General features: G+C 36.9%; 17 protein-coding genes and 1 other RNA gene. 4 read left to right on the plus strand and 14 right to left on the minus strand.

Annotated elements, in window-relative coordinates; genetic code table 11:
* Window positions 1–6 precede the first annotated feature (6 nt).
* The 6 genes from flgK to ACP5Q2_RS04075 form a co-directional block, all read right to left on the minus strand.
* A complete protein-coding gene (flgK, locus tag ACP5Q2_RS04050) occupies window positions 7–1,755 on the minus strand; it encodes a flagellar hook-associated protein FlgK (RefSeq protein WP_428097481.1) in 1,749 nt (582 codons plus the stop codon).
* 29 nt (window positions 1,756–1,784) lie between these two features.
* Entirely contained in the window at window positions 1,785–2,264 is a 480-nt protein-coding gene (locus ACP5Q2_RS04055) for a flagellar protein FlgN (RefSeq protein ID WP_424605014.1), read from the minus strand.
* Window positions 2,265–2,303: 39 nt separating this feature from the next.
* Entirely contained in the window at window positions 2,304–2,585 is a 282-nt protein-coding gene (gene flgM, locus ACP5Q2_RS04060) for a flagellar biosynthesis anti-sigma factor FlgM (RefSeq protein ID WP_428097484.1), read from the minus strand.
* A 106-nt stretch (window positions 2,586–2,691) separates the two neighbouring features.
* On the minus strand, window positions 2,692–3,057 hold the full coding sequence (locus ACP5Q2_RS04065; protein WP_424605012.1) for a rod-binding protein: 366 nt from the start codon (window positions 3,055–3,057) through the stop codon (window positions 2,692–2,694).
* A gap of 9 nt (window positions 3,058–3,066) precedes the next feature.
* Complete coding sequence (locus tag ACP5Q2_RS04070) at window positions 3,067–4,146, minus strand: flagellar basal body P-ring protein FlgI (RefSeq protein ID WP_424605011.1); 1,080 nt, start codon at window positions 4,144–4,146, stop codon at window positions 3,067–3,069.
* 18 nt (window positions 4,147–4,164) lie between these two features.
* Window positions 4,165–4,899: a flagellar basal body L-ring protein FlgH gene (locus ACP5Q2_RS04075; RefSeq protein WP_424605010.1), complete on the minus strand. Its 735-nt coding sequence runs from the start codon at window positions 4,897–4,899 to the stop codon at window positions 4,165–4,167.
* A 126-nt stretch (window positions 4,900–5,025) separates the two neighbouring features.
* Here ACP5Q2_RS04075 and ssrA point away from each other — a divergent pair.
* Window positions 5,026–5,367: a transfer-messenger RNA gene (gene ssrA, locus ACP5Q2_RS04080) on the plus strand.
* A gap of 832 nt (window positions 5,368–6,199) precedes the next feature.
* Here the strand turns inward: ssrA and pyk are convergent.
* The 8 genes from pyk to ACP5Q2_RS04120 form a co-directional block, all read right to left on the minus strand.
* A complete protein-coding gene (gene pyk, locus ACP5Q2_RS04085) occupies window positions 6,200–7,591 on the minus strand; it encodes a pyruvate kinase (protein ID WP_424605009.1) in 1,392 nt (463 codons plus the stop codon).
* A gap of 99 nt (window positions 7,592–7,690) precedes the next feature.
* The gene (locus tag ACP5Q2_RS04090; protein ID WP_428097490.1) at window positions 7,691–8,365 is read right to left on the minus strand and encodes a rhodanese-like domain-containing protein; all 675 of its coding nucleotides are present in this window, start codon (window positions 8,363–8,365) and stop codon (window positions 7,691–7,693) included.
* Window positions 8,366–8,713, minus strand: a complete 348-nt coding sequence (locus tag ACP5Q2_RS04095; protein ID WP_428097493.1) for a DUF3783 domain-containing protein — start codon at window positions 8,711–8,713, stop codon at window positions 8,366–8,368.
* Window positions 8,703–9,452 carry a nitrilase-related carbon-nitrogen hydrolase gene (locus tag ACP5Q2_RS04100; RefSeq protein WP_428097495.1) on the minus strand — a complete coding sequence of 250 codons (750 nt, stop codon included), beginning with the start codon at window positions 9,450–9,452 and terminating at the stop codon, window positions 8,703–8,705. Before ACP5Q2_RS04100 ends, ACP5Q2_RS04095 begins: the two co-directional genes overlap by 11 nt.
* 9 nt (window positions 9,453–9,461) lie before the next feature.
* Window positions 9,462–9,935, minus strand: a complete 474-nt coding sequence (locus tag ACP5Q2_RS04105) for a bifunctional nuclease family protein (RefSeq protein WP_424605005.1) — start codon at window positions 9,933–9,935, stop codon at window positions 9,462–9,464.
* On the minus strand, window positions 9,932–11,248 hold the full coding sequence (miaB, locus tag ACP5Q2_RS04110) for a tRNA (N6-isopentenyl adenosine(37)-C2)-methylthiotransferase MiaB (protein WP_428097499.1): 1,317 nt from the start codon (window positions 11,246–11,248) through the stop codon (window positions 9,932–9,934). Before miaB ends, ACP5Q2_RS04105 begins: the two co-directional genes overlap by 4 nt.
* A complete protein-coding gene (locus ACP5Q2_RS04115; RefSeq protein WP_428097501.1) occupies window positions 11,245–12,471 on the minus strand; it encodes a hypothetical protein in 1,227 nt (408 codons plus the stop codon). Before ACP5Q2_RS04115 ends, miaB begins: the two co-directional genes overlap by 4 nt.
* Window positions 12,468–15,302, minus strand: a complete 2,835-nt coding sequence (locus ACP5Q2_RS04120; protein ID WP_428097503.1) for an anaerobic glycerol-3-phosphate dehydrogenase subunit C — start codon at window positions 15,300–15,302, stop codon at window positions 12,468–12,470. Before ACP5Q2_RS04120 ends, ACP5Q2_RS04115 begins: the two co-directional genes overlap by 4 nt.
* 177 nt (window positions 15,303–15,479) lie before the next feature.
* Between ACP5Q2_RS04120 and ACP5Q2_RS04125 the strand changes: the two genes are divergently transcribed.
* Genes ACP5Q2_RS04125 through ACP5Q2_RS04135 form a run of 3 tightly spaced genes read left to right on the plus strand, consistent with a single transcriptional unit; the run spans window position 15,480 to window position 20,493 of the window.
* Window positions 15,480–16,703 (plus strand): LarC family nickel insertion protein, encoded by a 1,224-nt coding sequence (locus ACP5Q2_RS04125; RefSeq protein WP_428097506.1) that lies wholly within the window; start codon window positions 15,480–15,482, stop codon window positions 16,701–16,703.
* A gap of 16 nt (window positions 16,704–16,719) precedes the next feature.
* Entirely contained in the window at window positions 16,720–18,798 is a 2,079-nt protein-coding gene (locus tag ACP5Q2_RS04130; protein WP_428097508.1) for a CHASE2 domain-containing protein, read from the plus strand.
* An 18-nt stretch (window positions 18,799–18,816) separates the two neighbouring features.
* Window positions 18,817–20,493, plus strand: a complete 1,677-nt coding sequence (locus tag ACP5Q2_RS04135) for a cation:proton antiporter (RefSeq protein WP_428097511.1) — start codon at window positions 18,817–18,819, stop codon at window positions 20,491–20,493.
* Window positions 20,494–20,497 lie beyond the last annotated feature (4 nt).

The raw sequence follows: 20,497 nt of genomic DNA on the forward strand, positions 1-20,497 counted from the left end.
CACCTCTTATCTACCAGCAAGTCCTGTACCATTGATAAGTTTATCTATCATCTGATCAACCGCAGTTATAAACCTGGCATTAGCCTCGTAAGCTTTCTGGAATTTTATCAGATTTGTATATTCTTCGTCCATTGAGACACCCTGAATCTGGTCCAATTTTAGTTTTAATTCCTGTACAACGTTTTTCTTTGTGTCGTAGAATGTGTCCACCTGGGCCTTATCACTTCCTATAAGGGATACAAAAGTAGTATAAAATTCATCTATAGTAACGTTATTGCTGAGTGGTTTGTATTTTATGTTTGAAATATTCAATGCATTCTGGTTATCACCTGGCTCACCTGTAAGAGAAGTGGCTATAAAACCTGAATCATCTTTTACCAATGAACTTAAATCTATATCTTTTGCAGATGTACCTTTGAAGAAAGAGTTTAATCCGGAAGCCACGAGGAAGTTAGATGTATCCTCTTTGAAGGTAAATGTGTAGCCCTCGGCGACGGTTATTTTTATAGTGTTATTTTCTGATAAAAAAGCCTGAATTTTTCCTCCGCTGGGGTCAGCATCGGCGGAAGAGATTTTTAAAATTATTGAATTTAATGAATCTTTTTCTGGATCCACATCTATGTCGTAGTAGTTTTCCACCTGATTATTGCTGTTGTATAATGCTATTCTGAAGGTTCCTTTATTTATGGGATAATTAAATTTTCCGGAATCTTCGTTGAATTTATAAGATGGGTTTATTACGCCGTTGTTGGATGAGATCTGATCAAACCTTTTAAGCCCTTGACCTATACTATGAAGTTGGTTTGTGGAAACGATCAGTGTAGATGCCAATTCATTCAGTTGTGCAGTGTATTTGCCGATGTAGCTGTCCCTAGTTTTTATCTCCCCATAAATAGATCCACCGATTATCTTATCTGTAATATTTACCTGTGGTTTATCAATACCACCTGAACCCCAGTAGATATCGAAATGGTCGTTGTTTTTAGGGTTTTCCACTGCATAAAGTTTATTTGATTCGGAAGAGTCCACTATTGCTATTCCACCAATAAAAACTGAAATCTGGCCGTTACTTTGCTCAGATGATACAAAATTTACCTCTTTGCTCAAATCATCTAAAAGCTTATCCCTTTTATCTCTGAGGTCGTTGGCTATATCTCCACCTGATTCTGATTTGGCAATCTGATAGTTAAGGAAGGCTATATTTTTGGCTAAATCATTTATTTTTTCTATTTTAGTTTTGATGTTTTGGTCATTCTGGCGTCTGATACCTTCCAGATTGTTGTAGCTTTCTCTTATTTTCATCGTGAGGGTGGTTGCCTTTTCGATTAAAGTCCTTCTTTTGACGTATGATTCATCTGAATTATCTGGTGCAGTATTTGATAGGTCAGACCAGGCATTGAAATATTCTTTGAGATCATCCCCAAGACCGGATCCTGATTCCAGTTCGTTAAAATAGATTTTTATGTTATCCATTGATGTTTTTAAATTATCCCAATAGTTGAAAGAGCTTGTCTCATTTCTAAGTGTTTTTGCAAGGACATCGTCATATGTTCTTACTACCGCATCGAGTTTTGCTCCTCTTCCAAATGGCCCCGGATGAACGTTTAATGGGGATTCTGTGGTAATTATAACCCTCTGACGGGAATAACCTTCAGTGTTTAAATTAGCAATATTGTGGCCGGTCACATCTATCCCTGACTGTGCCACATAAAGCCCTGAAACCCCTGTATGTAAAATTCCAAATATATTGGCCATACGATTCTCCTAAATTGTGTAAAACCTTATCAAGCTGTTCTAACCACACCTTTAGGTTTTGTTTGGGTCACACCAAAACTATCGTAAGAGCTGCTACCAAGCATGCCAATCTGTTCGAAGAAATCCCTTATGAGTTGTAAATTTGTATGATAAAGAATTTTTATCGCCATGTTCTCAGAGTATATTTTGTTTGTTATATCGAGAATCTCTTTTCTCAAGCTTATTAGCTCCTCTTTAAGGGATGAGTCATCAATGGCATCCACCAGTTCACTTAAGGATGCATTTTTAAGATTAAGTCTTTTTTGAATATTTTTGGCTATTCTATCCCTTGATTCATCAAGTATTTTCTCTTTGTAAAGAAGGGTTTCTTTTTTCTTGACTGTCTCAAGGGTTTTATCTATCTGCCATTTGGAGATATAGCTCTTTTCTTCTTTTAAAAGTTCATAAATAGATTGATACAGCTCTATTTGTTGTTTAAGCACACCTATAAGGCTCTGGATTGTTTCCATAACTACCTCCGTAATATCAGTTTTATGTTTTAACTGTTTTTAAAAGAGGTTGTTTATCGCAGCGCCTACAATCTTTTCCGCCACCTTTTTACCTGAAATGGTATAGGTACCGGCTTCTATCTGATTGCGGATTTGGTCGACCATGTCTTTTCTTACATCAGGAGTAGACTTGACTCTGTCGATGAGAGAAGAGACCTGTGACTTGGCCACGGAAGGTGATTTTTCTTTTAAAACATCACCACTTTTTGCATTTTCAGAACTATTTTTCTTCATATTGGATATCTTATCGTATTGAGATATATATTTTTCATCTACTCTCATGACCGTCTCCTTCTACTTCTTAGACAACATATCGACCAAAATTTACACTACTTTAGGATATTTTTCAATATCTTTTCCGACCTCTTTAATATTTAAATAGCAACATCTATGCCATAATACCGGGATAATTTTTCCCAACGTTGTTTTTCATATTCTGATTATAGTTTTGGTGGAGTGTAGCTTTAAGCTGGTTAAAGAGGATATCTTTTAATCCACCTTTTGTACTTTTTGCTATCTCTTCAGAAAATTTTGAATCTAACATTTCTGTAAAAACATCTTCACCAAAACTTCGCTTGATAATACCGTCGTTTGATACCGTTTTTCTGGCTGATTTCATAACCATATCATAGAATAGTGCTTCAAAATCTTCACAGGCTTGTTTGAGTTGTTTTTCCCTATCCATGTTCATAAAATTTCTTACCTGCAATTTCACTTTTTCGTTTATAACGTTTTGAGTATTGACACTGTTCATATATCCCCCCTAAATTACTTCCAGATCTCCCTGTAGTGCCCCTGCTGATTTTATCGCCTGCAGGATTGCAATGAGATCTCTTGGGGTTACCCCTATTGCGTTGAGGCTTTTTACAAGGTCGCTTATTCTTACCCCTTCAGGTAATACCATAAGCTTTGCTTTGTCCTCTTCAACCTTTATATCGGTTTGTTTTGTGACTGTTGTTTCCCCTTTTGAAAGGGGGTTTGGCTGGCTTACCTGTTCTGTGCTGGTGATTTTTATGGTTAAATTACCGTGGGATACTGCCACCGTATTTACTCTTACGTCTGATCCCATGACTATGGTGCCAGTTCTTTCATCAACGATAACTTTTGCAAAAGTTTCTGTCTCTATTTCAAGATTTAATATCGCATCCATAAATTCGTAAAACCTATCCTTGTATGCATCTGGGATTTTGACTTCAATTGTTGTTGGGTTTACAATCGTTGCTTTGTCTTTAAATATTCTATTTATGACCTGCTTAGCCCTAACCACATTAGAAATACTTACATCTTTAAAGCTTATCCTCAGAATATCTTCTGTCATATTGAAATTTATCTCCTTCTCAATTATTGCTCCATTAGGGATTCTCCCAACGGTGGGGTGATTTTTTACTGCACCTGCTCCTGCCGCCTGAACATTCATACCACCAACGGATATGGGGCCCTGTGCAGAAGCGTAAAACTGACCATTTGGGGCAGCAAGTGGGGTAAGTATCAGAGTTCCCCCTTCGAGACTTTTGGCATCACCAATTGAAGATACAACAACGTCTACTTTGGTACCAGGTTTTGCAAAAGGTGGGAGTTTTGCTGTGACTACTACTGCGGCAACATTTTTCACCTTTACCTTTTTCTTATCTACGGCGATACCCATTCTATCCAACATATTTGTAAGGGATTGGATGGTAAATTCAGTCCCTGATTTGTCTCCAGTGCCATTTAATCCTACCACCAGGCCATAACCAACAAGCTGGTTGTCTCTAATGCCATCTACTTTTGCAAGATCTCTGATCTTTGTCCCGGCAAAACTGTTTATAGCTATCAAAAGTATTACAGTTATCCATCTAAACATAACCTACCTCCTCAGACATTAAAATGGCCATACCCAATCTATTATGTTGCTCAACCATCCTTTTTTATTGGAATCTGAAATTATACCTTTGCCACTGTAGCTAATTTGTGCATCAGCAATGGCAGTGGATAATACCTGATTGTCTGCGTCTATATCTTTTTGTCTTATTATACCTTTTACAGTGATTACCTGTTTTTCTTGATCAACAATGATCTCCCTCTGCCCTTCTATCACAAGATTACCGGAAGGTAATACATCCACGACTCTTGCTGCCATTGTGGCTTTTACCTGGTCGGACTTCTGTTTTTTCCCCTGGCCGGTGAAACTATTTTTTGTACTTTCTTTTACAGTGGGATCAAGTGGGTTGCCAGTTCCAAGGAAGTTTTTAACACCTAAATTTGTGGGTAATCCCAGAAGGTTTGTAAGTCCCATATCGTATGATGAGGTCTTGGATGCAGATGTGCTGTTTGAATTGGTGGCGGAAGATGATTCCACAATTTTTACTATGACTATATCACCTATGGTTCTACCTTTGTAATCCAAAAATAGGGCGCTGCTATTTCCAATATCTGTCCATAATGATGCTGTGGGGGCTTTGGGGGCAGTTCTTTTATGATATTCTTCAATCTCTTTTTTATAGTCTGCAGTTGGGACATTTGTTTCCACTTTTGATGCACACCCGGAAAAGATTATAGTAGAAGCAATTAAAAGTGATAAGATCTTTATGTTTGTTAGCCCTAACTTTTTTTTCATACATGCCTCCTTAAGACGTTTTTACTACTTTTTATCAAGTGGGATGCCAACTTTTCCGGAAATAAATTACCTATTTACATTTTTTGGGAAAAATATATATTCTTATGTGTAAACCACCCTTATAAGGGGGGCGCTAAGGTTTCGACGGGGAAGCCGTAGGCGTGAAGGGCATGCCGAGTTCGGAATCTCGTAAAAATCCGGCTAAAGTAACTGCAAACGACGAATACGCTCTCGCTGCTGCTTAGTCAGCGACGCTCTCTGATGGTTTGCCTGTGACTGTCAGAAGGGCGCCAGAAAGCAGGCTGGTCTGATATGACGCCTTTAAGTATCGGACGAGATTAAAAAGGCTTGCAAAGCTTAAGCCTGCCTGTGGGCTCTAAGCTTAGGACAACCAATCACAGGATAAGCATGTAGTCCTTTATGTCGAAAGTTCTTCGGACGCGGGTTCGATTCCCGCCGCCTCCATATTAATTGTTTTTTTGTCTCATGAAATTTCCAGATAAATTTATAAGATATCTGAGTTGGATAGGATGAAAATTAAGGAAAGTAGGGGGCAGGACTGTGTGTATGCTAAAATAATGCATTTATGGGCAAACATGTAGGTTTTCCCCTATTTATGGTTTATGGATGCAAAAATGGGGGGACAGCAGTTGCAAGTTATTGAAAAATGGAATATAAAAAAGGGTACTGTCGGAATCACTGGCCTGACTTTGTGTGAGTAATGTTTGAACGTTGGAGCCTAAACCGGGAACCGAAAATCAAAAACCGTGAACCGTTAGAACTTTGAAATGTTAGAACATTGAACTTAGAACATTAAACGTTGAACATTTATCAAATATTGTCTACATTCTTCAAAAGCCTTATTAAATAGTGCTCCCAATACTCAATCAAAAGTATCTTCTTTATATGATATACCTACCTACGCAAGGTAAAACAGATGATAGATTACCGGCATATCTATATCAGCAGCTGTTTTTTCATCATACTTAGCCTGATCCGGAAGTTACCATCTGGCAAGGTAAAATTTAAACTTTGCTTTTTATGTATTATCTATTTTTTATAAACAATTTTTTATGGACTACCAAAAACGTTTCATCCTGGATTTTCGATAAAAACTCTTCGGAGGAAACTTTGTTAAAAAGTGGGAATAGCTAAACACGCAGTGATACGATAAACCATCAATTAAAGAGATTTTTAATTTTCTTTATATCTTAATGCTTACTGTATCACCATTTTTCGACCTTAAAGATTTCATTATTTTGCAATAAATTTGAGGTTATGCCATAGTTTAAGCTCCATTTTATACTTCAATTATTCTGAGTAAATTTGTGCTCCCAGGGACTCCAGCCGGATATCCCATTACGGCTATTATCTTTTCACCTTTCTTTAAGATACCATCTTCCGTTGCTTTTTCTAAAAAATCGGAAATTAGTCCATCGATATCATCCGATTTAATCACGAGCATATTTGGTGTTACACCCCAGACAATTGAAAGTTTGCGGGCTACTTTTATATCAGTGACGTTTGCAATGATATCAGCTTTTGGTCTGAAGTAGGATGTCCTTATTGCAGATGCGCCAGTACTGGTAAATACCACCAGCTTATCGATTCCTGTATATTTGGAGAGCTCCGTAGCGGAAAAGGGGATTGCATAGCCACCTTCGATCTTTCTTGTTTTATGATATTCATATATTTTTTCTGCTTCAATAATTGTTTTTTTCATCACCCTTACAGATTCTAAAGGGTACTTCCCCGCTGCTGTTTCATCCGATAACATAACGGCATCTGTGCCATCCAATACCGCATTTGCCACATCGGATACCTCTGCTCGTGTTGGTCTTGGAAGGTTTACCATTGAGTTTAGCATCTGTGTTGCGGTAATTACCGGCTTATTTTTTTCATTTGCTTTACGTATTATCATCTTTTGAATGACTGGTACTTTTTCTAATTCTATCTCCACACCTAAATCACCCCTCGCTACCATTATTCCATCTGATACTTCTATTATCCCATCGATATCTTTTATCGCTTCATGTTTCTCTATTTTGGCTATGATAGGTATGTCTCCACCGTTTTGACGGATAAATTCTTTTAGTTCTAAGACATCTTCCTTTCTTTTTACAAATGAGATGGCAATAAATTCAAATTCATTTTTAATTGCAAAAAGTACATCTTCTTTATCTTTATCAGTGATTGCAGGTATGTCGAGTGAAATATCTGGAAAATTAACCCCCTTCCGGGAAGAGATTCTCCCCCCTACTAATACCACAGTATGAATAAGATCATCAGTTATCTTTTCCACCTCAAGCCTTATGAGTCCATCGGCAATATATATTCTACTACCCACTTTTATCGATTTTAAAATTTCAGGATGGTTTATGGCGAGATGTTCTCTCGTGGATGTTGTCAGACTTTTTTTAATAGATATCTTTTCTCCACTATGAATATCAAAGGGCTCTTCTACTTCTGTAAGCCTTATCTTTGGTCCACCAAGATCCTGCAGTACTCCGATGAATTTTCCTGCGATGGCGGAAAGTTTTCTTATCTTTTGTAAGTTTTCCAGATGTGAGAAATGATCCCCATGAGAAAAGTTTAGCCTGAAAATGTCCACCCCTTCTTTAATTAGACTCACTATCATATTTTCATCATTTGAAGCTGGTCCCAGAGTGGCCACTATCTTCGTTTTTTTCATATTATCACCTCACTAGTTGTATTATAGCCTAAAAATGAATGTGATAACAACAGAAATAATTTTTAGTTTTATATCTTTTCAAGATTTATCATGGTGCAATCAAACAATCTTTGCTTTGTCCCCATTAAAAATTACCGAAGCTCCTAAATAGAAGATTTCACCATCTTTAAAAATATTTTTTTCTTTTAAAAAATAGTATATATCTTCACTCCTTGTTCCGGATGCACAGTAGAATATCAGTTTTTTATTTTTGGGTAGCTTATTGTAGTTTGTAATTATATAGCCGTATGGATAGTTTATAGCTCCCTTTAAATGTTTTATTTTATAGTCGTAGCTATCGTTAACATCTATTATAAGATATTCATCATCTTTTCTTTTGTATATCTCTATGAATTGTTCCTTGGTAAGCTTCCCAGGTTCGTTCATCTGGGGTAGTTCAATGTTCTTTTTTTTAATCCATTCTTCTACTCCACCTTTGTATAAATATACATTTTTATACCCAAGGGATACCGCTTTCTGGGCGGAATTTGGGGATAAAACGCAATATACGTTTTTACAATAGAAGACTAAAGGTGTATCTGTGGAGTCTGGTAGTAGGTGTGAGAGTTCGGTGAATTCTTCATCCGGAATATTTATGGCTCCATCTATGTGGAATTTGGCATAAGAGGATCTTCCTCGGGAGTCCACAAGACAATGGTCAACTTTCATCAGGTTTATCAATTCTTCGTAGGAGATCTCTTTAGGTTTTATCTCTTTACTTCGTTTGAAAAGCATCTAATTGATCTTCTTTAATTCTTTTTCTTCCTGTATTAGGTGATAGATGAGATCTTTTAATTTCCAGTTTATAGAATGTGTTGTGATCATAGCAAAAAGAGCCTTTGGTAGCCCCAGGCTTTTGTAGATCTGGATGAAGGAGAATATCTCTTCTCTGTTGAAACCGTTTAGTAATACAACCTTTATGTCAAGGGGATCCCCAACAGAACTCTCCTTTGTGAGGATATCGGCTATTACGAGGTCTACATCTTCAGATGTCAATACTGAAAATTCGTAAGTTACGTTCGACTTTAATAGATCTATTGTATTTAAAGGGAAACCGCCTACAAGTATTTTTTTATTGTCCATAAATGTCTGGCCTCAGGTATGACTTTATCGGTATCCTCGATCGGAAATCTTTTACAATATTCAGATCAATATCAATGGTGGATATTTCATCAATCGTTTTCCCCATGGATAAAACTGTTTCCCCGGTGGGGGATATCACCCTTGATTCCCCTGCAAACTCTTCACCCCATATCTTCCCCACTGCGTTTGAATAGATAAAATACGATTGGTTTTCTATCGCTCTGGCGGTGGCAAGGGTAACGAGATGATTTTTACGCGAATCTGGCCATTGGGCAGGTAAAAAAACTACTTCCACTCCTGATTTAAAGTATATTCTAAAGATCTCAGGATATCTGAGATCAAAGCAGATGGCACATCCACATACTGCCCCATTTAAACGGAAAGCAGATAGGTTTTTTCCGGCAGTAAAATGTTTATCTTCGTCCATCAGAGGGAAAAGATGGGTTTTATCGTAGGGGAAGTCATATCCTTTGTCGTTTTTGACGAAAAAAGAATTATAGCGCTTCCCATCCTGATATCTTACGATTGATCCTACATATGTGTTTCCCTCTGGAAGATTGGCTATGATCTGGTGATGGTTATGCGGCATTTTTTCGATATGTTCATAGTTGAAACCAGTTGTCCAGAGCTCCGGCAAGATGACTATAGAATCTTTTATAGATTCTGTCAGAGTAACGACTTTTTCAAGATTTTTAAAAGGGTCTTCCTCCACCCTCATCTGTAGAAGAGATATCTTCATTATTCCACCTTATAAATATGTAACTTCTTGATCCATTAAAATCTGCTCCAGAAGAGCCTTTTCATGTTCATTCAGACAGCTTTTGGAGATGCATTTCTTCCGCTGCACCACATGTTCATCTATGAATATTGGATAATTCATCCTTAGACTCATGGCTATTCCATCTGATGGACGGCAATCTATGATTAACGTATTGCCAGAATGATTAAGCTCTAACTTTGCGGTAAAAATACCGTCGTCAAATGTATCGATAAACAATCTGTTAACGGTCACATCCCCAAGTTGTCTTAGTATGTCTGCCATTAGATCATACGTCATAGGACGAGGCTTTTTTAGAGATGATAAGACATAAAAGATTGCCTCCGCTTCAAAAGGCCCCACCGGCAACGGTAATAGTATAGAATCATCAATACTTTCCAATATCACTTTGTAGGATGATATAAAGGGGTCTTTGATCACGCATTTTACTTTAAACTGCCTCATGATACCTCCAAATTGCCGAAAAGGGAGTTCTTTTTCGCCTGAGTGATTTTTACTTTTACAATTTCACCATTCTGTAATGATTTTTCAGAAGTAAAGTTTACAATACGGTTTTTTCTATTTCTACCAGAATACACATTTGTATCCTTTTTACTCTTCCCTTCAACTAAAATTTCCTGAATCTCACCGATCTGACGTTTTAAAAGTTTGTCCGTTATGATCTGTTGAGCATCGAGAAGCTTTTTCAGTCTATTTGCTTTTTCTACATCTGAGATATTATCCGGCATTGATGATGCCTTCGTCCCTGGTCTTGGGGAGTACTTGAAGGCAAAGATTGTCTCATACTCTATCTCATTTACGGCTTTTAATGTTTGTTCAAAATCCTCATCTGTTTCCCCCGGAAATCCCACGATAAAATCCGATGAAAGGGCAAGACCTTTTATTTTTTCTTTTGCATAAGAAATCTTCTCTTCATATTCTTCAAAAGTATATCCTCTATTCATTTTTTTGAGAATATCGTTTGACCCCGCCTGAAGTGGTAAATGAAGATATTCGCAGATCTTACTTTCTGACGCAACGAGATCCACCAAATCTTTATTGAAATCTTTTGGATGAGAAGTAACAAACCTTATTCTATTTAAACCAACAATTTGTGTAGCCATATATAGAAATTGTGTAAAATTAATCTTTTCGTCAAGGGTTTTTCCATAAGAATTGACATTTTGTCCTAAAAATGTCACCTCTCTTACACCATTGTCCACTAAAAATTTCACTTCATCAAGTATCTCTTTGTAGTGTCTGCTTTTTTCTCTTCCTCTAACGTATGGCACTATGCAGTAGCTGCAAAAGTTGTCACATCCTTTCATTATCGTCACAAAGGCTGAAACAGAGCTATTCCTATTGAAAATAGGTACAGTAAAATCATCATGGTAAAACTCCGTAATGGCAAGGCGTTCACCTTTTTCCACTCTAAAAATGGCTTCATACAGCTTTGGAATCCCATCTGTTCCTATAACAAGATCAACACTTTTATTCTCTTTTAGTATAGCTTCCCCATCCTCCTGAGCAACACAACCTGCTATGGCTATTTTAAAGTATGGATTTGAATTTTTAAATCTTTTTAACCTTCCGATTTCACTTTTTACCTTTTCTTTGGGTTTTTCTCTAACACTGCAGGTATTGATTACGGCAAAGTCTGCCTCTTCTGGATCATCTGTTCTGTCGTATCCGGATTCTTCAAATATAGATAAGATTCGCTGGGAATCGTATTCATTCATCTGACAGCCAAAAGTTTTGATGTATACCTTCTTAATCATTTTAAATACCTTTTAAACCTCTTGTATATGTTATTTTTTAGATCTTTGACCGTTATTTTATCGTAATACTTTTTTAATAATTTTTTCTTTCCCTCAAGCCCATAGGCATATGCAAGGTAGTAATAGCTTTTTTGATTCTCCATGCCAAAATGAATCTGGATTAAATGGAATGTAAGCCCCTGTTGCAAAAGATCATTAGAGATATTATCTATATTTTCACAATTTATTAAACGCTTGTAGTTCTTTTTGTCTAAAAGATTGGCAGTTATTATGGATGAACCGAGTTCGCAGAGGATATTTGACTGATTGTCCGGTAGACTGTTTATTAGATTTTTTAGCATGGGGATGTCGTTATTAACGCTATAGGCTCGTATGAGCGCTTTGTAATATTTTTCATCTTTTGCTGTAAAGCATTTTTCGATTATTGAATAGTTTACTTTTTTATTTGTTTTAAAATGGGCATCCAGCACCATACAGTAGGTTTCCGGAAGAAGTGCATGTTGTCTGTTGTAGTTGTACCCTTTTATTACATCTTCATACTTACCCACCTTCCATACCCTTTCGATTGCAAGGTTTATGGTATCTTTATCCCTATAAGTTTCGTAGGCTTTCCAGAATTCAGTGATAAGTTCGTATTTGTAGAGCTTTATACTCAGTTGCTTTATCTGTTCGTTGGTTAAGTTTTTTAGATTTAGCATTTCAAACGTCTTCTTTATCAATGCCTTGTCATTTATCTGCATAATATAGGAAAACTTAAGGCTGTCAGGAAGTTCTTGAATGTCTATATTGGTGCTATTGTCAATGGCGCATTTTGTACCGATGAGGGCTTTATTAAGGGAATAATCCTTTTTCTGGTCTATTATTGCGTATGCTTTACTGCAATTATCAATGGCGGTAAGGTAGACTTCATCAAAAGACATCGATTTATTATCGAATCTGTCGTCGTTTAGATCTTTTATCATCTGGAAATACTCTTTTGCTTTTTGAATATTGTTCTGTTTTAGATAGATTTTGTATAATAGGTACTTTGCAAATATCGCTTCTTTTGAAGCATTGTCTGTTTTTAAAAAATCTTCAAGATTCATAAGAGATACATCGTAGAATCCATCCTGATAAGCCTTTAGCCCTACATAGTAGCTGTCTATTTCGGCAAAGGCAATATTAGAAGCCAGCAAAACGAAAAATAGGTAAAAGAAATTTTTTACAAACGTAGTTCTCTTCATTTTTCCACAATGCACTCTGCTAAAATCTCGATGGGATGTTTTATCTTTTTGTAGCTCATATGTTCCATCTGAATTCTACATGTGGGGCAATCTGTGGCACCTAAATGGGAGTTTGATTTATTGAGCTTTTCTGTCATCGGTGTTCCAATTTTTATACTGAGGTCGTAATTTTGGGCCGAAATCCCCCAACTACCGGCCATACCACAACAGTGGGAATTTAAATTTTCCACCTCGATATTTTCAATATTTTTAAGCATCAAAATGGATGAATCTGCTTCTTTTTGTACTTTGAGGTGGCAGGGCATATGGTAGGATATCTTCAGATTTGTGGGGGCTTTAAAGGAGACCTTACCCGAAAATTTATTCACCAGTGCACTGATATGTATTAGTTTCTGCTTTATCACCGGTATTATACTGTCTGATGATAGATAGCTCCATTCCTCCTGCAGTGATAGCCCACAGGAAGAGCATGTAACCACGATGAAATCCACATCGTATACTAATTTTTTCCAGGATTGCAGATTTTCCTTTATCTTATTTTCGGCATCTTTCACCATACCCTTGGAGAGCATCGGCAAACCGCAGCAATGTTGATTTGGAGTGATCACCTGCATCCCGAGGGAATTTAAAACTTTTATGGCAGCTTCACCAATCTCCGGCCTGATGTATGAGGCATAACATCCGGCAAAGTATAATACCTTTATTTCACCTTCCCCTTCGTACCGTTTTACCCTTTCATAAAGACAATTTTTGGGAAATATTACAGGTTCCCTCTCCGAAGAGATGCCCACCATCTTTTCAGCTAACAGTCTAATAGGCTTTAATTTCATTGGAGCATTTAGGATGGATGAGAATTTTCTCGTGTATCTTCCGGCAAGCTCTGCGTTTACAAGTAGTTTTTTTTCTAGTGATGTACCGAATTTTTTGGCGTACTGGCTTCTGGCTTCAATTGCTAGCTTGGGTATATTTACGTTGGAAGGGCATTCTTTATAACAGCTACCGCAGTTTACGCAGTGATCAATGACGTATTGAAAAGCTGATTCGTATATAGAGCTATCATCAATTTCACCACTTATTAGATATCTCAGTATATTTCCCTTTGCTTTGGGTGCCGCCGCTTCATCCCGTGTAAATTTATATATCGGGCACATACGGGTGGCGGTGGTGACCGTGGTACATTTGGAACAGCCGTGACATTTTTCCACTTCGCTGATGAACTCCCCGTTCCATTTTAAAAGGGGCTGTATTACATTTGAGCTTTTGTAATTTTCCCCATAACGCAGATTTTTCATCACCTGGTATTCATCGTGATATGTTTTTATCTCCGGATTTAAAATATTGTGTGGGTCAAAGAGTGCTTTGACTTTTAAAAATAGTGGGTAAATATTGGAATACTGTTTTGCTATGTAGCAGCTTCTAATCCTTCCATCCCCATGTTCCCCGGATATCGCTCCACCTAAGGAATGAATAAGCTCAAAAAAGTCGTCGGCTATGGCCTTGAGCTTTGCCACATCTTCCGGGTCTTTCATGTTTAGTAGTGGTCTTGTGTGCATGAGCCCTTTTGCTATATGTCCATATACGACAAAATCCACTTGATGTTTATTTAAAAGATCGTATGTCCCTTCGAAATAAGGCACAAGATTGTCCAGTGGTACCGCTGCATCCTCTATTAGGGCTAATATCTTTTTTTCACCTTTCAGTTTATAAAGTATTGGTACGGCAGCTTTCCTAATAGCCCAGAATCTGTTTTTCTCCTCTTCTTCGATGGCAATAAAGCTTGAGCTGGCAAGTCTTTCCTCTTCTAAAATCTTTTTAGCCATTATCGCTTTTTCTTCCACTTCCTCTTTGCTTCCTGAATCGAATTCAATAAGTAGTACGTTGTCTATGCCCAGAGGTATCTTATCTTTTAGTGAATCATCCGATTCTTTTGCAATTTTCAACAATGATTTGTCCATAATTTCGATACCGGCAGGTTTAAGTGGCATAAGCTTTTGTACAGCTTTTGCGGATGAGATTATATCGTTGAAGTATGCCACCACAAGACTATCAAATTCCGGTTTTGGCTCCAGCTTGAATTTCAGCTTCGTAACCACCGCAAGGGTGCCTTCAGATCCTGCAATGAGCTTTCTGATATTTAGCTTTCCATTTTCCACTAACCCTTTAAGGTTGTATCCAGCCACATTATATCTTATATGTGGATAAGAAGATTCTATCTCATCTTTGTTTTCTAAATAAAGGTTGTATATCTCTTTAAATTGGGCAGGTAGATCATCAAAATCTGCTTCTTCTATCTGGCTCAATGAGTATATCTCCCCCGTACTTAATACAATTTCTGCATCTAAGATATAATCAGCCACATTCCCATATTTTACGGAGTGGGCACCGCTGGCATTGGTTCCATACATTCCACCGAAGGTGGCATACTCTCCACTTGATGGGTCTGGTGGGAAAAAAAGACCTTTCCCCTTAAGTAATGCCTCCAGTTCACCAAATCGATAGCCAGGTTCGCAAAGGAAGTATCTGTTTTCATAGTCTATTTCAATTAATCTATTCATATATTTGCTAAAATCTAATACAATCCCTTTCCCAATTGCAGATCCGCAAAGACCACTACCAGCACCCCTTGAGTGGACGCTAAAACCATATTTTCTACAGAAATCCACTGTCTCCACCACATCTTTTCTGGACTTGGGGTAGATGACACATATCGGTTCCACTTTAAAGATACTGCCATCGGTGGAGTGCATCAATCTTCTTAATTTATCTGTAAAGATATCCCCTGATATCTTTTCTTTCAAATCATCAAAGATATTACTTGTCAAATGAGGCATTGTATGCTCCTGATAAATTTTTACTTAAATATTCATAAAAAGATGTCTATTGTCAACAAATAATCTATAGAATTAATTATATTTGTCAATGTAAAAGGAAAAAAAAGTAAGAGAAAATTTAGGTTTTTAGTCCAATAAAATATTTACTTTTATAGGCATATAAGGTAAAATATTGTTATGAGTGGATTATATCTGGATATGATTTCAGGGATATCGGGCGATATGACTATGGCGGCACTTTTGCAAATAGAGGATAAAAGTGTCGAACTGTCGGAAATATTTTCTAATATATTTGGTATTGCAGTGAATATAGGACTAAATAAAAAGTATGTAAATGGAATAAAAGCTTATCAGCTAAAATTAAACTTTAGCAAAGAAAGACTCCCTCGTAGAAATTTTAAAACGATCCGGGAGATTATAGAAGATTATTCTTTTGATGAAAAGGTGAAAAGTGACGCTCTCAGAATCTTTACATTGATTGCGGAGGCGGAATCTAAAATCCACGGGGTTGACATAGATGAAATACATTTCCATGAAGTGGGGGCTATGGATTCCATAATAGACATTGTGGGGGTGGCGTACCTCATAAATAGTATAAATCCTGGTTTTATTTTTTCCTCTCCTGCGAAATTTGGATGCGGTACGATAAAGTCTGCACATGGGATGATTCCGGTTCCGGCACCTGCCACAATAGAGATTCTCAAAGATTTTCCATTTGAAAGGCTAAATATCAATACGGAGCTCACGACGCCCACGGGGGCGGCTATCATCAAGCATTACGTATCAGAGGTGACCTATAATTTTTCCGGAGTGGTGGAAGATATATACTATTCCACCGGTACAAAACAACTTATCTCCGGTAGTAAATTAACTAAAAAAGCCAATCAGCTTACCTTTGAAGAACCTGTGGTCATTTCACCCACTTATCCAAATCTACTTAGAGTCATAAAGTATAAGGATGATAATTCAAAGAAGAAGCTTGTCATGATAGAAACAAATATCGATGATATGTCGTCCGAGCATCTCGGACATACCTTTGACATCCTTTTTGACAAAGGGGCTCTCGATATATTTTTTACCCCTATATTTATGAAAAAAAACAGGCCTTCTTACAAATTATCCGTTATAGCAGAAGAATCACACAAGGATCTACTGATTCAAACAATCTTGCGTCATACTACCACAGGAGGTGTGCGCTTCTACAATATTGGTAGGTATGAGCTTGATAAATCTTTTACTGAGGTGGAGTATTTAGGATGCAGATTTAAAATAAAGATTTTAACCGGCGATGGGGTAAAGAAATATTCACCTGAATGGGAGGATATAAGACGTTACTCTGAATTTCTTAAAATACCCACAAATCAGCTTTATTATGAAGTGATGAAGATAGTGGACATATGATGTTTCTGGAGGTTTTATGAAAAAATTTCTAATCTATCGAATGTTGGTGGCTTTTGGGGTGATTGTTATTTTAACATCTGTATTTAAATATAAAATTTCTCTGGTGGAAAAGATATCAAATAATATAACCGATTCAAAATTCAAAATAAGATCCATCTTAAACATAAAGCATGAGCCTGATAAAAGAGTAGTTGTGGTGGATGTGGATGAGGAGAGCATAAATAAGCTTGGAAGATGGCCGTGGGACAGAAAAGTTATCGCTGGATTGATAGGTAAACTGAACCAGGCTACTGTGGTGGGGCTTGATATTGTATTTTCCGAATCATCAAATCCAGAAAGCGACAGAGCCCTAACCGAGACGATTGCAAAAAATGGGAATGTCATCTTAGGATTTTTTTTCAGGGATAATGCCACTCAGGATATAGATGAATCCAATTTAGAAAAGATTTCAGAGTTTTCAATATTTAGAGTAAAAATGGAATCTAACATGACAAAAGTCAGGGAATTTCAGTTTATAGAGGCGAATATCCCTGAAATCACTGACGCAGGCCTTGCGAGTGCTTTTTTCTCAATAGAGCCTGATCTGGATGGATTGTACAGAAATTACCCTATGGGTTATATTTACAAAGGTAATCTATTCCCGTCGATGGGATTTCAGCTATTGAGGTTTTACCTCAACAAAGATATAGAGGTGATACTAAATGATAAGGGATTCAAAGAATTTAAATTGGGTGACATAAAGGTATCAAATAGGAATTATATCAGGTTGAATTACTATGACAATGTGGAGTATGTTTCAGCCCATAAAGTTTTAAATGGTGAGATCAAAGAGGAGTATTTTAAAGATAAGATCGTTATAATTGGTATAACTGAGGTGGGGGTGTATGACCTTAGACCCACACCTGTAGATCCAGTTACCCCGGGGGTATCCCTCCACTACACCCTTGTATCAAATATGCTAAAATCTGATTATTTAACAGATAAGCCTCTTATAGATATAATTCTTATGATTATTTTGCCTGTTTTGGTATTTGGGGTTACCTTTATAAGAAGAATATCCCTTAGGTTGATGGTCTATATACTTATTATCATTATGGATTTAGTTTTTGTTAATTTTATGTTTATTAAATACTATATATGGCTCAATGAATCTTATCATATCTTTTCTATACTCTTTACCAGTATTATATCTGAGTTGCTACTATTTTTTATAACTGATCAGAAGTCGTTGATGATCAAAAAAGCTTTTGCTACATACGTTTCACCAGAAGTGGTGGATATTATGCTAAAAGATCCCGAAAGGCTTAAGCTTGGGGGAGAAAATAGAGAAGTAACGGTTATATTTACCGATATTAGGGGATTTACAACACTTTCTGAAAAATTAAAATCTGAGCAGGTGGTGTACATACTTAATCAGCTCAATACTCCACTGACTAAAATTATAATAGAACATGGCGGTATGCTGGATAAGTATATTGGTGATGCAATAATGGCGATTTTCAATGCCCCGGTGGATATTGAAAAGCACCCTGATAGAGCTTGCCGTGCGGCTCTTGAGATGTATAGGAAGGTTGAAGAATTAAGTACAAAATTCCAGTCTGAGGGGTTGCCACCTGTGAAGATAGGTATTGGAGTAAACACCGGTGAGGCAACTGTGGGGAATATAGGGTCAGATATCAGGTTTGACTATACAGCAATAGGTGATTCTGTCAATCTTGCATCAAGGTTGGAAGGGCTAAACAAGTACTACAAGACACATATAATAGTAAGTGAATCAACGAAATCAAAAACGACAGAGCCATTTATTTTCAGGAATGTAGATCTTGTGGTGGTGAAGGGTAAGACGGAGCCGATAGCTATTTATGAATTAATGGAAGATACCGAGACGAATAGAAAGATAACAGATCTTTTTTCAGATGCCTTTAGCGACTATCTAAAAGGTGAGTTTTCAGAGGCAAAGTATAAGTTTGAAAGGATCTTCAGGGAATATGAAGATGGACCTTCTGAAGTGTATATGAAAAGATGTGAAGAACTTGCAAATAGCGGTATAGATAAAACGAAATGGACTGGTGTGTATGTGGCTAAAGATAAGTAGCATTTAGGACAGCAGACGATGGAACATAGCTACGGTTATTTTTTTCTATCTCTATTTTTGATACTTTTATCTGCAAAGTTTTTGGGTGAGATCACCCGCAGGTTTTTTAACAGTGCCCTTGTGGGGGAGATTATTGCTGGAATTATCCTTGGGCCTACAGTGTTGGGGATATTTTTCCCAGAATTTTATCAAAAAACGTTTAATCAGGATCTATTTAGAGAATTTTTACACCTTTTCAATGGGGTTGGAGTGGTTATGCTGCTACTTGTGGCGGGGATGGAGTCGGATCTGGGGTCGATTCTCAAGCAGAAGGTGATACTATTTTCTGCCCCTTTAAAGATTGTTGTGTCGCTGTTGGTTTCTTTTTTTGTCTTTTACTATCTTATTGACATAAATTACAATCAAATTGAACAATCATTTTTTATTATCTCCCTGGGGTTTATGTTGGCCATAACGGCTTTGCCAGTTCTTGTGAAGATTCTATCTGATCTAAATCTTTACAGAACAGATGTGGGGATGTCTCTTGTGGGTACTGCTGTTTTCATTGATATGGTTGTATGGATAGGTTTTTCTGTTATATTGATCTTTTTCAAAAAGTTTCATGATACAAATATCTTTTTCATCTTTTTAAATATTTTTTTGGTTATCCTTTTTGTAATAATGGTTCTTACTGTAATCAGAAAGATTGTGGATAAAATTTTACCCTATATTCAATCTCAATTTAGCTGGCCAGAAGGGATAATAGCGTTTGTGTTTTCTTTATGTTTTCTATTCTCCACAATTGCAGAATTTTTGGGGACTCATGCCATAATTGGATCATTTCTATCAGGTCTTATTATAAGCGATTCGGAGCATTTCAGGGATAAGATACATTATAGAATAGAAAGTATCGTAAATTCATTTTTTTCCCCGATATACTTTGGGTCATTGGGCTTGTATTTAAACTTTAGCAACCAGATAGATTTAAAGCTAACAATTTTATTTGTGGTGCTTGGTGTAATAATTTCAGTTACTTCAGGCTTTTTTCCTTATAAGTATTTTAATAAAAGTACACGGGAGGCATATGGCTTTGGATATGGTTTATCCATCAGAGGGGCTACGGATATTATATTTATATCGATGCTTTTATCGCTACAAATTGTAAATGAACAGATTTTTGTTTCTTATGTCTTATCTGTATTGTTTGTAATTCTGTCATCTCCTGTCATTTTGAGAGTGATATTTGCCACAAGGTATCATTATAAGTTTTACGATTATTTGTCGGACAAACTTTTTATTAAAGATTTAAATGCTGATACGGATGAAAAGGCTATAGAGCAGCTGTGTAAGGTCATTTCTAATGTTTATAATCTGGATTTTGAGAATATAAAATATATCGTAACCGAAAGGGAGAGGCTGATGCCAACGGGGATTGGAAATGGTATAGCTATTCCCCACGGAAGGGTTCCGGGGCTTGAGAAACCTATTATTGCAGTGGGAATTTCTAATGTAGGAATAGATTTTGGTAGTAGAGATGGTACATTAGCCCATCTGATCTTTTTGATACTCACTCCTAGTGATAATCCACAGATTCAGCTTGAGATTCTTGCGGATATTGCAAAAACATTCAAATATTTTGAGCCAGATACGATACTTGGGGTAAAAAACTTAAATCAATTTATATCTTTTGTGAGAAATGAACTGCAGACCAAATGATTTC

This window comes from Calditerrivibrio sp. (assembly GCF_049968475.1).
GTDB classification, from domain to species: Bacteria; Chrysiogenota; Deferribacteres; order Deferribacterales; family Calditerrivibrionaceae; genus Calditerrivibrio; species Calditerrivibrio nitroreducens_A.